This window comes from Phytopseudomonas dryadis (assembly GCF_004327355.1).
GTDB classification, from domain to species: Bacteria; Pseudomonadota; Gammaproteobacteria; order Pseudomonadales; family Pseudomonadaceae; genus Aquipseudomonas; species Aquipseudomonas dryadis.
In genome coordinates, this window is record NZ_QJUM01000027.1 from 9574 (window position 1) to 26241 (window position 16668).

Consider the following 16668-nt stretch of genomic DNA (forward strand, 5'->3'; position numbering starts at 1 on the left):
GGCCTCTCCTATGCGCTGCCTAGGTAGTTAGTAATTTTCTGACCATCCCAGCCGATGCGTTGCGCCTCGGGGATACTCTCGTAGATCTCATCCACAAACTGAAGTAAGTCGGGGTTGAAACCTCGTGAAAAATAGCGACTTACAAAGCCCACAAACCAAGCATCTTCATATGCCTCCGGCCTGCCTGAACTCCCGCTTAGCAAGTTAGATATTTCCTTTGCGGTAAGGTCACGGTATTTACCAACCCATAGCTCATCCGACCGAATAGAAGGCAGCCTCTGAGAAAAACGTTCGACAAGCACCTTTCCAAAGGCCAGTCGAGAGCTTCCATTCTTATTCAACTGATAAAATATCTCCTTGAAGAAAAAATACAACATACTTAAAGGAATACGTCCATCGACGGGCACACCTCCCTCTTTAGACTCCGCCTCATCCAGTGCTTGAAGCAAAAGCGAAAAACGCATGATGAAATCATCATCCCACGTATATTTCCCCCCTCTCACACCGAATACACCGAACACCCCCCCCTCAAAGCATTTCTCTTCATATTGCTTCAACACTTCTTTATAAAAACGTAACGACACAACAGGAGATGCAAGGCATATGAATACATAAGGACTCCCTCCCAAATTATTTGGCCGACGCCCCATCAGCTCTTTCTTATCAGGAACACTTGGGCTGTAAGTATCAATCCTCCCCTCAAAGAATAAAACTTTCAAAGCCTGACCAAACTTCTTAGGCGTATCCCCAAAATAACCTTTCAAGTCCATTAACACACGCTTATATAGCTCTTTGCGTTCCGGGCTCTTCAGATCGCAGCCATCCGGATAAACGGATATCCAATCTTTAGTCATCTTCGCAACCCACCATATTTCCTAGATTCTCATCTATATAATCCTGAACACGCTCAAGCATCTCGTCCGGCAACAGATCGATGATGTCGAAACCAAATCCAGGCTCAAGTCCTGGCACATACCTGATCACCTCTTCCATCATTTTCAGGACGTTGGCAGAGTCAGCCATACGCTGCTTGATATCGGCCACATCCACTGCCGAATAGCCCAGGTCGCCCAGGAATTTCTCCGCCAATTGCTCATCGATGTTCTCACCAAGGCCATCGTAAAGAGGGTGACTAAACACCTCCCTGGCCTTGGCTGGATCCAAGTCCATATGGAACGGATACTTCGAGTCAGATGACTTGAAGAATAAAGGTGGTTTAACGAGGCGTTCCTTGGCTGCCTCCAAGTAAGTCCCCGCATCCGAACCTTTGATACGGGTCTTGGTAGGGTAACCGTTACTGAGACGATTACGCGGGCCTGCATCAGCCTTCCACTGTTGGAGCTGCCAGTGAAAGCCCTCACTCATGACCTCACCTTGCATTCCATAGGCAGCCACGCGATCCAGGGTGAACTGACGGTGATATGTGCTGCGCCCTTGCTCGCGCCCCAACTGTGGCAACTTGCGTTTAAGGAACTCCGCCTTGCTGGGCAGCTTGCTATCACTGCCATTGCTATCATGTGCAGCTGCTTGCAGTGATTTCAATTCGATCCAAGTGTTGATATCAACTCCAGTTCCTTTCAGTTCGATATCGGGACGGCGCACGAACATTTGTGACAGATCATTAGGATCACCATACAAGGGAATTTTCCGAGCACGATCCAAGGCCGCAACACCTTGGTCACTGGTCGCATGATAGAAAGCGATCATGAACATCTCGTACATATGTCCATGAGTAAAGTTGACCAGCCGACAGACATACTGGCCGTCGGCACTGATCGAGTCCTTGATCTTCAGGTTCTTGCCCGATGAAAGTGCCAAGCCAGCAGCAAAATGCTTCATCAATGACCAGAACTTCTTCTCAGCTTCACCCTCACTTCCTGGCCCGGATGTCTGCAGTCTCTTGCAAGGAATAACCGACTCTTCGTCACAGGTAACGCTGGTGTAGACATACGAGGTAGCGACAGCGAATAGCAATGGATGGAGACGTGTATTGCTGTTGCCCGTCATGAATTTGGTCAGGTTCTTGGCAAAGTTACGCCCCGCTCGCTTGGCCACCTGCACCGCGACCCGGGCCATGATCACCAATACCGGTACCAGAGCCAGTGGTGCCGCCGCGTGAGCCCTGGGCACCAACCAACCGAGAGGGTCATAGCCCGCCAGAGGGTCGTAACCTTGCTGGAGGCTGAACAGATCGCGTCGGAAGCTATAGGTACTTTCCCCCAGCCCCTGATACATCCCGTCCAACAGTGTCAGCAAATACTGGGGATCATTGTCGTACTCCGGAGCAACGGCCTTGATAGACTCCACCCAATTCGCAAATGCTGCGCCATTCAAGCGGCAGGGGTTATAGGGCACCTGATCGGCAGTGCCTTCCAAGGCGTAGGCCACATCGACCGTGCATTTCTGCTCGACATAAGGCACCGACGCCTCAAGGAATGCCCAGCCATTAGCCGGCATGGCCATCCAGTCCAGCCAGAGCGAGAGATCCTGACGATTGAGTACGCTCCCTTGAATATAGGCCGCGGTATCGGGATGACTGACCGTCATTTCCGCCATGACCAGCAGCCCAAGCATCCTTTTGTAGCCAAGGCCAACATCCGCATAGCGGCGACGTAGTACCAACTCGGACAGCTCGTCCTTGAGCAAGCGCTGAAAGGCCGGATTGGCCTGAGCAGAGATGAAGGAGGTCAAGCTATCCAGATGACCGCTCAGATGGCTTCCTTCAGGCAGGCTGGCAAACACCTTGAGCAACGCGGCAACTTTATCGCCATCTTGAGCGTCAGTACTGCCAATACGGGTTGCGAGATTGGCCTGAGCCAAGTAGCTGCTGGTATCACGATCATCAAGCGCCAAAACCTGGCTCAACGTATCAGCGTCCGGCGTTTGCAGTTCAAGCAGTCCAGACAGCACTGCAAGTGCATGCTCTGGACTGTGCAGAGCAATATCGACACGTTCGCCAGCAATGCTTAGAGGGACGCTGCGGTAGGCTTGCGGCAGGCTCTCAGCCACGGGCTTGATCTGCAAGCTGGCCCTGCCCTGTGTGCCCAGGTCAAGACTGAAATCCTGATACTGGCCATTGACACTGAGTAGCGCTGGCGCGTCGCTAGCGTGCGCATAGAACTGACGTAAGGCCATATCCTGGCCCGCCAGCAGCCGTATGCCAGTGCCAAGAGCAGGTTGCACTGCCTCATCCAGATCGAACTCACCGCTCACTTCTGCAAGACGATAGGCGATGTGCCGCCCCTTGATGCTCACCCGCAGTTGGTTGGGCCCGACGGATGTCGACAAATCGAACTCCTGGGTGTCGCTCTGCTCCCCTGGCAACTTGCGGGTAACCAGCAGCTTGTCCTCGCGTTGCTCGATGAGCAAAAGATCCTTCCAGGCAAGCAGTTGTCCATTGCCGTTGCCGTCGTATTCAAGAAACAACTCGATCCCTACGCCCGTAGCGGTTTGCTCCAGCAAAGCACCGTCGGAAAGGACAAGGCCATAGCCCTTGTAGTTGTATGCAACCGGTAAACCATCCTGGGCGCTCTGCTGATAGCGAAAACCAGGTGCCTTGGCAGCCGTCACTCCAGCGACCAGAAACCGGCTTCGCTCCAGATCGCCCGGGCGAAGCATTGTCAGTAGCGCCCGATTGGGGTTACGGCTATCGCCCAGGCGAATATCAAGCACCTCACCGGGAGTACCCTTGAGAGAAATGCTGTCTTGCGCCAGAACCGGTATCGACACCTGCTCAGCGGAGCGGCGTCGATAACTCAGCTGATTGTCACTAGCCCCCATTACCAGCGTGATGGGCTTCTTCTGCTCGATTCGACTCTGCGGATCGGGCAAAACTTCCCATGCTTGCGTACTCAGGGCTCCATTACCCGCATTGAAAACGACTTTGGCGGCCCCAGGAACAAAGCCGGTGTGCCAGCGGTAGACCAATTGGCCACTGGCGTCTATCCGCCCTTCGCGATCCAGGAGGATTCCTTTATCTACCTGAACCCCAAGCGTTTCGGGACGGATCTGCGCAGCATCGGCCCCGCCCAAGCCGAAGACCAGGTCAACGACCTGATTTTCCTGAACACTACGAATTTGCGGTGGCGTCACTCCCAGGGTCTGGACGCTGAAAGGAAATCTTTTTTCCACCCCATCCACCTGTACCACCAGTGCATTAGCCCCTCCGGCCTGGAGGGCATCGCGAATAGTAAGAGTGGCCCCACCGTCCACCAGAGTTTCACTGTCGTTGAGCAAACGCCCCTGCCCTTCAATAGAGAAATCGGCTCCGGTACCGGAAATGACTCGGTTGCCCTGGCGATCAGTGACAATCAAATTGACCTTCAACTCTCCCATGCCGCCGGCATAAAGCTGGCCACTGAAGTTCGCCGTGATATTCGCCGGCTCACCGGGCACGACAATGAAATCCTTGTAGTAGGCCCGTGCGTCACCGCCTTGCAATGTGGCATATACACGTGCCCGGCTACCGGTGGTGGCAGGTAAATTGACCTGGGTAGTGAAAATACCGCTCTCGGCGTTAGTGTCGATAACCGGGGACACATTACCGTTGCCCTCCAGCTGCCAACGTACCGTTTCCGGTTTCTTGATAGCTTCACGACGCGTGTAGTAACCGGCAAGCACAGCCTTCATTTCTATACGTGGATCGTCAGCGCTCAGGTAGTGGTAAGTACCAATGTCGTTCATTTCCACATCTTCGTTGGCGAAAACACTGAGGTATTCGAACGCCCACTCCATCAACGTATTGCCCACATCGTTGTTGGCATACAGACGCATGGTGAGAAAATCATCGACATCCAGCGCACCGAGGTGCTCGAAGTTATCGAAGCGAATGGTCTGATCCGCTCCCAGGGTGGCCTTGATCTCCTGCTCGCCAATGGCCAGCACCAGCTCTTTCTCGCCGTTGTGGCTGTAGGCCTCCAGCCCCGTGAATTCGGACTTGAGCAGGTCGTAGTAGAAGGCCAGCAGGTTGTCCGAACTGGTCAGTACCGGCCGCGTGTCGTTGAGGATGTCGCTGATCCGCTCCTCGGCATCGGTCTTGCGAATCGCCTCCACATTCAACTCATACAGACTGAACTGCAGCTCCGGCCGGTACTGCCAGGCGTACTGCGGTTCGGGGGCCTTGAGGTTCAGGCCGGGGTTTTCGCGGTCGGCCTTGCGGTAGGCCTGGCGGGCGATTTCGCTGGCTTCTTCGTCGTGCAGCGGCACTTGTACCGGCACGTAGCGGCTTGGCCGGTATTTGAGAATGCCCGTGCCCTGGCCGGTGGCGAAGTCCGGGTTGCGGTTCTGTGGCTGACCGGCCACTTGCAGGTACAGGTGCTGCCTGGCCAGTACCTTTTCCGGCAGGTGGATCACTTGCACCTGCTGCCCCGGCTTGATCGCGAACTGCGACAGCTGGTTGGCCCCCGCCGGGGCCAGCTGGTTGGCCGCCACCACCTTGGCCAGGCGCCCGGTGTAGCCGTAGTCGGCCAGTTCCTCGGGCAGCGGGCTGCCGTCGGCGTCGCGCCAGTCGCTGTAGATGGCGATGCTGATGTCGCTGCTCAGCCCCGCGCCTTCGTTGCCGATGGTCTGGCGTTTCTGTTCGCCGCGGGTGCTGCCGTATTCCACCTGGTTGCGCCGCTCGGCCCAGACTTTCAGGTTCGGCGGCGCCAGCTCGATGCGCTGTTCGGCGAAGTTCAGCAGGTTGCCCGTGGCCACCGCCGCCTGCAGCTGGATGCGGGTGCTGCCCATGTAGCCCGTCGCCCGGTTGATGGCGATCAGGCGTACCGTCTCGCCCGCCTTCAGGTGGTTGGCCGTGCGCTTCTGGAAGGCCTCCTGGAAACCTCCCGCGCTTTGCCATTTACCGAAGTTGGCCTCGCCGCTGCGCCCGGCCGTGGCGAAGGTGTTTTCCGCCGAGCCGCGCAGCTGGATGGTGAAGCGGAAGCTGCCGGACTGCTCGTCCACACCCGAATAGCTCTGGTACAGCTCGTCTTCGTGCAGCCCGCGGCGTTCGGCCACCAGTTGCCCGTTGGACTCGCGGAACACGTAGATGTCGGTGTCGCGCAGATCCTCGGCGCTGATGGTGTCGAGCAGGCCGCGGTGCTGGAAGTCCGGGGCGGTGTCGATCAGGCGAGTGAAGTCCGGGGCCGTCTCCTCCGTGTTCCCGGGCACGCCGTCATGCCGGCTGGACAGGTAGATGCCCTGCAGCTCGGCTTCTTCCAGGCTGGTGCTGACGAAGACTTCGCGCTGCTCGCCTTCGACTTCCCGGGTGACCTTCTTGCCGGGGACCACGTAGTCCGGCTGTTCGTCGCCGTCGAAGTCGTAGTGCTGCTGCAGATGCTGGCCACGCTCGCCCACCGCGTCGCTGTAGGCGGTGCTCTGGCCGAGCCGGGCCGAGCCGAAGCTGGCGGCGCCGTCGATGACCATCAGGTCCACCGGAAAATCCATCGGCCGCTTGATCGGCGTGGCCGAGCTCGCGATCACTGCGGCCGCCGCCATGCTGTAGACCCCCAGGCCGTTGCAGAAGTCGTAGTCCTGGCGCACCAGGTAGTAGGGCATGAAGGAGCTGCCGCGTGGGTTGAAGCGCTTGTAGCTCAGTTCCAGGTAGGCCGGCGTGCTGTACTCGAAGGTGAATCCAGGGCATGCCGGCAGGAAATAGTTCATGCTGTAGCGGCCCTGCTCGTCGGTCAACGCATAGCCACCGGTGATGAAACCGCCCAGGGTCACGCCCACGCCCGGCAGCGGGCCATAGATCTGCGCCTCGCGGTCGCGGTTCGAATAGCCCTCGGCGACCTGCCCGTCCTGGCCGAAAAAGCCCACCCGGAAGCCGATGGCGTTGGCGCTCTGGTGCAGGATCTGCCCGCTCTCGGACAGCAGCAGCGCCTGGCTCTGCGCGGCCGGCGTCACCTGCGGGTCGATGGGCAGTTCGAGCAGCAGCAATTCCTTGCCATCGGTGCTGAACAGTTGCGCGTCGCCGCGCACCAGTACGCCGAGGATGCCCGGCCCCACGGCCGGCTTGCTGATCGGCTGACCGTCGACGGTCTTGAAGGTCTTGCCGCGATAGGCCGCCGCCGTCATCACGGCGCTGTCCGGGTAGCGCTCGCGCGCATCCGCGAGACGCTGCAGCCAGGCCCGGTAGACACCGGCCGACATCAGTTGCGCCCGTTCGTACGGGCCGACGGCCTCGCCGATCTCGCGGCTTTCCTTGCCGCTGCCGTCGTACTCCACGTACACCGGGCGGCCATTGGGCCCGGGCACGATGGCGCGCGTATAGGCTGCGCCATGCTTGTAGTAGCTCTGTGGCACGTAATAGCCCGGAATCAACCCGTAGAACGCCTGGGCTGCCATGCTCCAGCCACCGAGCAACACCATGAGCAGCAGCGCCCACGGCCATGCGCGGCACGCGAGATGACGGCGGCGAGCCGCAGGCGTCGCGGCTGAAGCCCCTCCCACAGCCCGCCCCGGGACGCCGCCTGGGTGGTGTTGGGGGATCGAGGAGAGAGGTTTCACACACATGTCCATTTGTCTGGGATTCCTGAGTTGCCTTAGCGGCTCTTGTTCAAGCGATGGAGTTCTGCCTGCAGTTGGCGCAAGTTGGTTTCGCCGTTGGCGTAGGCCTGTAGCGCAGCCTGGGTTTCCGGGCCGCTGAGGGCGAAGCCGAGCAGATCCAGGCTGTCCTGGGCCAGCACGCCCTGGCTGCGAATACGGAAATTTTCGATACGCCCGACACCGACCGGCACGATGCGCGCCGCCTGGCGATCCAGGCCGACCATGACCACATAGGTGCCCTCGGGCGGCAGGTAATCGAGGCTGTCGCCAATCCTCAGCGCGGCCAGGTCGACCGAGAAATTGCCTTGCACCCCGATACCGGAAGGCTGCAGCGCGTACATCCAGTAAGGCATCGCCAACGGCTCGACCGGATAGGGCAGTTCGTTGAACTGCAGCATCTGCACATGGGCGTCACCGGCATCCCGGCCATCCGGGAACAGCAGCCTGGCACTGCTCAGGTCGAGCAGCAGCTCGCCCTGCAGCAGGTTTGCGCGGCTGCCGCCGGCGAGCGGCACGAAGGGCAGCGAACCGTTGAGCTGGGCCAGTTGCAGTTGCCCCAGATCGTTACGCTCGCCGCCTTGCACGGTGATGCTGCGGCTGTCGCTGCCATAGCTGCGGTTGCCCTGTCCGGGATTGAGCTGCAGTTGGTAATTGCCGCCAGGGATGTTCTGCTCGGCACTGTCGCCGAAACCGAAGTTGAAGGCGCCATCCTGGTTGGTGCGTACGCTGCGGTTGAGTCCATCGAGGCGCACTTCGAGGTTGGCCACAGGCTGCTGCAACTGATCGAGTACCACCCCGGAGACGAAGGTCGGCAGGCTGCGGGTGCGGTAGCGGATGCGTTCCAGTTCCTGGCCGTCGTAGCGCACCTCGACGGATATTTCCGCGTCGTAGGCCAGGTCGGCCTGCGGGTAGAAGGCCACCACCTGCCCGCCCGGCAGCTCCGACAGGTTGCCCTGCACCGGTTGATAGTCGCGGTTGACTTGAACCAGCTGATAACCCTGGGCGGTGAGTTCACTGGCCCCCAGAGCGTCAAGGTCGACATAGGACTTGCCGTGTGCCGTCTCGAAGACCTTCAGCTCCAGCTTGCTCAGGTCGATAGCCTGATTGAAGTACAGGCTGATGAACTGGTTGGGCTCGGCGGCGCGCTCGCCAGCGGCCGGGTCGATGCGCTCCAGTGCCACCGGCACCTGCTCCGGCGTGACCAGGCTGATCCCTCGCGAACTCTGTACCACCACCTTGCCGGTGGCATCCTGCAGCACCGCCAGCAGGTTGTACTGGCCGCTCTGCGGCGGAATCTGCAGGGTCGCGCTCTTGAGGCTGGTGTCGCCGCCGAGGACGGCATCGGCAAGCAGTTCGCCGTTGCTCGACAGGAGCATGGCGCGCGGCAGCAGTTGCCCGCTGAGGTCATCGATCCGTGCCGCCACCTGCAGGGCGATGGGCTCGCCCAGGTTGAGCAGTTCGGTGCCCTCGGTGGGGATAACCCAACTGACTGCCGCCTGGGCGCTGAGCGCCAGGCTGTATTCCCCTCGCGTCTGGTTGCCGGCCTGATCCCGCGCTTGCAGGCTGACATTGACCGTCTGCCCGACGGGCATGGCCAGGCGGCTGGAGAAGCGGAATTCGCCAGGCTGGGCGCCCGGTTGCAGGGCCACGTCCTGGCCGTCGATCTGGAAGCTGGCGGGGTTTGCCTCACGCAGGGTGCCGCTGAGCGGATAGGGTTGCTCGCTGACCCGGTTGACCGCCGGCAGCTCGACCAGTGGCCGATCCAGCAAGATCTGCGGCGCTTCCCGGTCGAGGCTCCAGCTCAGGGTTTGCCGGCTCTGCTGGCCGCTGCGGTCGCGGGCCAGCAACTCGACGCTGAGCTGCTGCTGGTCGGCTACCACACTGAGCGCCTCGCGCAGGTCATGCAACTGCACCCCGGTTTCACGTAGCACCAAAGTACGACCATCGAGGCTGAGCTGTTCCAGACCGGCTTCGGCATAGACCTGGCCGGTGAGCACGAAACCGCTGCCGGGCAACTGGCTGCCATCGGCCGGCGACAGGTTGTCGAAGCGCGGCGGCTCGAAGCGGGTCTGCGGCGGCTGGTAGGTCACCACCAGGCTGCGCTGGATGCTGCGCTGGTCGACCCAGGCCTGGATCACCAGGCTGTTACTGCCCGGCTGCAGGGTCAGGGCTGGCGCCTGGAAAGCGAACAAAGTGACCTGCTCGGTGGCCGAAACAGGTGCCGCCTGGCCATTGACCAGCACTTCCAGGCGCTGCGCCGGGCTGTCGCTGCGTAGCTTGCCACGCACCACCAGACCGGCGTCGGTTAGGGTGGCACCGGCCAGGGGATAGTCGATGAGCAGTTCGATATCGCTGGCCAGTGCCTGGCGCTCCACGCTGCGGTTGACCTGGCTCTGGTTACCGGCCTTGTCGATGGCACTGATGGTCAGCCGATTGCTGCCTTCCAGCACCGGCACACTGGCGATCCAGAGGTCGCCCTCCAGGGTCACGGCGAAGCGGGTGCCAGGGAATCGATCCGAGGTGATTTCCAAACGCGCCATGCCCGACTCATCGTCACGAGCCGTGCCGCGCAGGGTCACGCTGTCCTCGGCGACGCTGATGACTTCCGGGCCCTCGACCTGCAACTGCGGCGGCTGACGATCGGGGAAGTCGCTGGCGTCATCGGGGTCGGTACCGGCGGCGAGCTCATCGTCATTGCTCACCCCATCGCCGTCGCGATCCGGGTCGGTGTTGTCACCGATGCCGTCGCCATCCAGGTCGCGGCTTTCCGTCGGGTCATCCGGGAAGGCATCTTCGTCGTTGAGTACGCCATCGCCGTCGCGGTCGTCGTCCAGCGCGTCGGGGATGCCGTCCTTGTCCTGGTCGGCGGGCACGCTGGCGGCATCGTCCGGATCGGTGCCGAGCTGGATTTCCAGCTCGTTGGAAATGCCATCGCCATCGCGATCCGGGTCGGCGTTGTCGCCGATGCCATCGCCATCCAGGTCTCGGCTTTCGCTCGGATCATCGGGGAAGGCGTCCTGCTCGTTGGCCACGCCATCACCGTCGCGGTCATCATCCAGTGCGTCGGGAATACCATCGCCATCCTGATCGGCCGGTACGCTGGACGCATCGTCCGGGTCGGTGCCGAGCTGGATCTCGTAGTCATTGGCGATGCCGTCGCCATCGCGATCCGGGTCGGCGTTGTCGCCGACACCATCGCCATCCAGGTCGCGGCTTTCGCTCGGATCGTCGGGGAAGGCGTCCTGATCGTTGGCCACGCCATCGCCATCACGGTCGTCGTCCAGCGCATCGGGGATACCATCCCGATCCAGGTCGGCCGGCACACTGGACGCATCGTCCGGGTCGGTGCCGAGCTGGGTTTCGTAGTCATTGGCGATACCGTCGCCATCGCGATCCGGGTCGGCGTTATCGCCGATGCCGTCGCCGTCCAGGTCGCGGATTTCCGTTGGGTCATCCGGGAAGGCGTCGTCCTCGTTGTGCACGCCATCGCCATCGCGATCATCGTCCAACGCATCGGGAATGCCATCTCCATCCTGATCGGCCGGCACGCTGGACGCATCGTCCGGGTCGGTGCCGAGTTGGATCTCGTAGTCGTTGCTGATGCCATCGCCATCGCGATCCGGATCGGCGTTATCGCCGATGCCATCGCCGTCCAGGTCGCGACTTTCCATCGGATCATCGGGGAAGGCATCCTGAGCGTTGGGCACACCATCGCCATCGCGATCCGGGTCGGCGTTATCGCCTATTCCGTCACCGTCCAGGTCGCGACTTTCCGTTGGATCATCCGGGAAGGCGTCGTCCTCGTTGTGCACGCCATCGCCATCGCGATCATCGTCCAACGCATCGGGAATGCCATCTCCATCCTGATCGGCCGGCACGCTGGCCGCGTCGTCCGGGTCGGTACCAAGCTGGGTTTCGTAGTCGTTGGCGATGCCGTCGCCATCGCGATCCGGGTCGGCGTTGTCGCCGATGCCGTCGCCATCCAGGTCGTGGCTTTCCGCCGGATCATCGGGGAAGGCGTCCTGGTCGTTGGCCACGCCATCGCCGTCGCGGTCGTCGTCCAACGCGTCGGGAATGCCATCACCGTCCTGATCGGCCGGCACGCTGGACGCATCATCCGGGTCGGTGCCGAGCTGGATCTCGTCGTCATTGGCGATGCCGTCGCCATCGCGATCCGGGTCGGCGTTATCGCCGATACCGTCGCCATCCAGGTCACGACTTTCCGCCGGGTCATCGGGGAAGGCGTCCTGCTCATTGAGCACGCCATCGCCGTCGCGATCGTCATCCAGGGCGTCGGGAATGCCATCACCATCCTGATCGGCCGGCACGCTGGACGCATCGTCCGGGTCGGTACCGAGCTGGAGCTCGTAGTCATTGGCGATACCATCGCCATCACGATCCGGGTCGGCGTTATCGCCGATGCCGTCGCCGTCCAGGTCGCGGCTTTCGCTCGGATCATCCGGGAAGGCATCCTGATCGTTGGGCACGCCATCGCCGTCGCGGTCGTCATCCAGGGCGTCGGGAATGCCATCACCATCCTGATCGGCCGGCACACTGGACGCATCGTCCGGGTCGGTGCCGAGCTGGGTTTCGTAGTCATTGGCGATGCCGTCGCCATCGCGATCCGGGTCGGCGTTATCACCGATACCGTCGCCATCCAGGTCGTGGCTTTCGCTCGGATCATCCGGGAAGGCGTCCTGGTCGTTGGCCACGCCATCGCCGTCGCGGTCGTCATCCAGTGCATCGGGAATGCCATCACCGTCCTGATCGGCCGGCACGCTGGACGCATCATCCGGGTCGGTGCCGAGCTGGATCTCGTCGTCATTGGCGATACCGTCGCCATCGCGATCCGGGTCGGCGTTATCGCCGATGCCGTCGCCATCCAGATCGCGGCTTTCCGTCGGGTCATCCGGGAAGGCATCCTGATCGTTGGGCACGCCATCGCCGTCGCGATCGTCATCCAGCACATCGGGGATACCATCCCGATCCAGGTCGGCCGGCACGCTGGCGGCATCGTCCGGATCGGTGCCGAGTTGGATCTCGTAGTCGTTGCTGATACCGTCGCCATCACGATCCGGGTCGGCGTTGTCGCCGATGCCGTCACCGTCCAGGTCGCGGCTTTCCGCTGGATCATCCGGAAAAGCGTCCTGATCGTTAGGCACGCCATCGCCATCACGGTCGTCGTCCAGGGCGTCGGGAATGCCATCACCATCCTGATCGGCCGGCACACTGGACGCATCGTCCGGGTCGGTACCGAGCTGGAGCTCGTAGTCATTGGAGATGCCGTCGCCATCTCGATCCGGGTCGGCATTGTCACCAATGCCATCGCCATCCAGGTCGCGGCTTTCGTTGGCATCATCCGGAAAGGCGTCGTCTTCGTTGCGTACGCCATCGCCGTCACGATCATCGTCCAGGGCGTCGGGGATGCCGTCCCTGTCGAGGTCGGGCGGTGTGCTCTTGGGATCATCCGGATCGTAGCCCAGCTCGATCTCGTAGTCGTTGGAGATGCCGTCGCCATCGCGGTCGCTATCCTGGTTGTCGCCGATACCGTCGCCATCCAGGTCGCAGAGCAGGCCGAAGTCCACCTTGTACAAGGCGGCCTGATCCTGCCGCGCCCAGGCCTGGGTCTCCAAACTGATGTTGCGGGCGACCGCGCCACCAGAAAGCTGCGCGGCATACTGCTGGGTCAGGTCGCCACGCGCATGGACGAAGCCGGAGAGGCTGGCGTTCGAGCCGATTACCACATTGCCTTCGGCAAGCAGGAGGAGCTGCGCGGCGTCCTGCATCTGCCCCGCCGCGCTGGCATTGATCCGGGACTGCCAGGGCAACTCCAGATCGTTCCGCACGTGCAGCCGCACGGTGCCACCACCCAAGGGTTGCAGGCGTGCTTCGCTGGCGAGACTCAATTTCTCGATCCAGTAGTCACCGGGCGCCAGCTCGACCACACCCCCATAGCCGACGGCCAGCTCGCGCAAGCGATACTCGCCAGGCTCGCTGAAGCGGACAGTAGCCATGCTCGAGACGTTCAAGCGGTGCCATTGGCTGCGGCTGCCGTCGAGCACCACACTCCCCGCGTAAGGCAAATCCTGATTGAAGTCGCTGCTGCTTTCGAGGAACGGCGGCAGCGCTGCAACCGGTGCCGGCGAATGACTCGGCTGGCAGTGCTGACTGCCACAGCTCAGGGTAGATGAGGCGAAACTGTTATCCACTCGGCTGGCCGGAAGGTACGGGGATATCCCGTCGTGCAGCCCGGCGTCGAAGCCGAAGCTGATCAGCCCCGAAGGCGAGTGGCTCTGCAGGCCCTTGGCGAAACTGGCCGTGCACAGGTTGACCTGGGCGGCAGGTGGCGGTGCCTGGGGCACGCTCTGCGGATCGAGCCAGTCACTGCCGGCGACACGCTCGCGTTCATCGTCGTAACCATCGCCGTCGGTGTCGTCGTCGAACGGATCAAGGATACCGTCGCCGTCGAGATCCATCGCCTCCAGGCACTGGTAATTCCAGCCAAGGGTACCGATGGCGTCCATCCGGGTGCGGATGATGGCTGCATTGTCGATGACAGCATTGCGTGCATTCAGTCCACCGCTCAGGCGGGCCGAGAACGCGGCACGGTAATCGCCCTCCACATAAACCAGGGCCTCCACCGAGGTATTGGTGTCCTGGGACAGATCGCCGCGAACGAACAACTGCAGGGCTTCGGGGCGGCTCACGCGATCAGGCGCAGCATTCAGGCTCGCCTGGAATGGCAGCACAAGAGAGCTTCCCAGCATGACCCGCGCCGTGCCATCGGACACGAGCAACTGGCTGTCAGAGGCCATCTCCAGTTGGCCGATCCAATAACGTCCCGGGGCCAAGGTCACCCGGGCGCCGTGGCCAATGCTAAGACGCTGGATATGGTATGCCTGGTGGCGGGCGTTGAACGACAGTGCAGCACCGGCATCGACATCGATATCGCGATAGCGGTTGAGTTCGCTACCGCCGGCCTCTGCCGTGGACAGGTAACCTACACGCAGGTCGTGTTCGGCGCTGACACCAGGCAGCACCAGCCCGGCAAGCCCTCGGCCCTCCTGGCCACTGGCCGTGCAGTCGAGGCCGTCGCAAGCGGGTGAACCCTGGACACTCCATACCCTGGCCGTGTCGATCTCGGGAGTGGGGTTGCCCAGCAGCTTCCCTCCCCATTGGAAGGTGACGCTGCCACCGCCATGAGTCTGCAGGCCGCTACCGAATATGGCGCGGCAGGTTTCAGCAGCCTGCGCACCGCTGCAAACTGCCACGAAGAGGCACACCAGCCCCGTCAGCAGTTGGCAACACTTGCCCCGCCCTCCCCACATCCCCATGATCGATCCTTTAGCGTTGTACAGGCTGCCCTGCCGTTTCCCTTTCATACCGGCACATGCCGGCTTGCTCCAACACGCTCGTCTAGCGCGAGCTGTATTGCACCTCTACCGCTTCGATCGCTTTACCACTGAGGCTCTTCACTGCTTGCTTGAGTGCCTGTGGCGCAAGCTTTTCGCGTATCTGTCCACTGACCTGGGACAGCGGCTGAGCGGGCAGGCGCCGCTCTTCCAGCACCCGCACCAGCAGCAGTCGTTCCTTGACATAGAGGGGCGCCACGCTTCCCGCCGCCGTACTCTCGACCAGGCCGCGCAGCGGCTGTTCGAGCAACTCGGGTTTCAGCCGGTTGCTGCGATACTCCAGTGGCTTGCCCTCTGCCCTCCAGCGGGTGACCCGAGCCTGCCAGTCACTGCTTGCCTGAACCTCTGCGCTGAGCAAGCCGATCAGCTCCACGCGCCGCGCATCATCCAACGGACGGTCGCTGGCGATGATCTCGAAACTTTTCTCTACCCCGCCACCGAACTCCTCGGCATGACGCGCGTAGTAATCGGCCACCCTCTCGTTACTGACGGGTTCCGGCGTGGCATTGCGCTCCAGGTAATGCCGAACCAGCATTTCCTCCCGGTAAGCCTGAACCTTGAGTTCCAGCTGAACCTTCTCACTGGCGGACAGTTCGCGCTCGGCGAGCAGCGCCATGGCCCGGCTGGCCACCAGGCTGTCGAGTATCTTGCGCTCGACTTCTTCACTGGCGAACAGCGGGGCCGACTCGCCAAGCGTACGTTCAATCGCCAGCTCCAACTGGGCGCGCGTCACCGAGCCGCCATCCACTGTGGCCAAGGTCGCAGAGGGTTCCACTTCGACCTGCGCACTCGGGCGGTCATTGTCACAGCCCACCAGCAGCGAGGCCGCAAGCAGGTAGCCGAACTTGTTAGCTCGCCGCACGGTCAGCATCCTCGGCCACGTCAGGCTGAGCCTTACGCTCGATCCTGGCCGCCTGCTTGAGCCGCTCCAGTTCCGCCTGCTTGGCTTCCTGACGCAGGCGATAGCGGATATCGCCACTGACCGCTTCGAAGGGTTGCTTGACCACCTGCGGCCCTTCGATGACCTTGATCACGTGAAAGCCGAAGGGGGTCGCCAGCGGCTCGGACAGGTCACCCGCTTTCAGCGAAAAGATCCTGCCGCTGAACGCGGGGTCGATGGCACCCTCCTGAAGCCAGCCGAGATCGCCGCCCTGCTTGGCCGACAACTGATCTTCCGAGAAGGTGGCGGCCAGCGCGACGAAATCCTCGCCGGCATTGGCGCGAGCATGGATTTCCTGGGATCGGCTCAGCAGCGCCTGCCGTTCGTTCTCGCTCATGCCGGGGTTGGTGCGCAGAAGGATATGCGCCACATGTACCTTCTTCGCCTGGAACTGATCCGGGTGGGTGGCGTAGAAATTGCGCACGGCTTCGTCCGTCACGCGCTCGCGAAGAAACGCCTCGAAGTAGCGGCTGATGAGCATCTGCTTGCGAAACTCGGCGACTTCGGTCTCGATCTGCTCGGCGGGCAGCAGGCCCTGTTCTTCGATCTGCCCTGCGAGCCCTGCGCGCTCCAGGTATTCATCCAGTTCGCGGTTGACCCACTCGGCATTCTGCGTGGGCACCCGCTTGAACTTGAGGTAGGCCTCGAACTGGGCCTGGCTGACAGCCTCGCCGTTCACTTCGGCAATGGAATCGGTAGCCGAATCGCAGCCAGCGATGGCGGCTATCAGCAGTGCAATCACACCCAGTCTGTACGGCATTTTCATCCTGATTAATCCTGTCCTTTTCGTAG

5 protein-coding genes are annotated in these 16668 nt (G+C 61.6%); all 5 read right to left on the reverse strand.

All coding sequences use genetic code 11. The features are described from left to right. Positions 1-8: 8 nt before the first annotated feature. A complete protein-coding gene (locus DNK34_RS20075; protein ID WP_131177864.1) occupies positions 9-854 on the reverse strand; it encodes a hypothetical protein in 846 nt (281 codons plus the stop codon). Further along, a complete protein-coding gene (locus DNK34_RS20080) occupies positions 847-7347 on the reverse strand; it encodes a hypothetical protein (RefSeq protein ID WP_131177863.1) in 6501 nt (2166 codons plus the stop codon). The genes DNK34_RS20075 and DNK34_RS20080 overlap by 8 nt, the downstream gene beginning before the upstream one ends. Before the next feature lie 173 nt (positions 7348-7520). After that, positions 7521-14795 (reverse strand): thrombospondin type 3 repeat-containing protein, encoded by a 7275-nt coding sequence (locus tag DNK34_RS25585; protein ID WP_207401637.1) that lies wholly within the window; start codon positions 14793-14795, stop codon positions 7521-7523. A 145-nt stretch (positions 14796-14940) separates the two neighbouring features. Continuing rightward, the gene (locus DNK34_RS20090; protein WP_131199532.1) at positions 14941-15798 is read right to left on the reverse strand and encodes a hypothetical protein; all 858 of its coding nucleotides are present in this window, start codon (positions 15796-15798) and stop codon (positions 14941-14943) included. Beyond that, positions 15785-16636, reverse strand: coding sequence for a peptidylprolyl isomerase (locus DNK34_RS20095; RefSeq protein ID WP_131177302.1), 852 nt, complete (start codon positions 16634-16636; stop codon positions 15785-15787). Before DNK34_RS20095 ends, DNK34_RS20090 begins: the two co-directional genes overlap by 14 nt. Between the last annotated feature and the right edge of the window lie 32 nt (positions 16637-16668).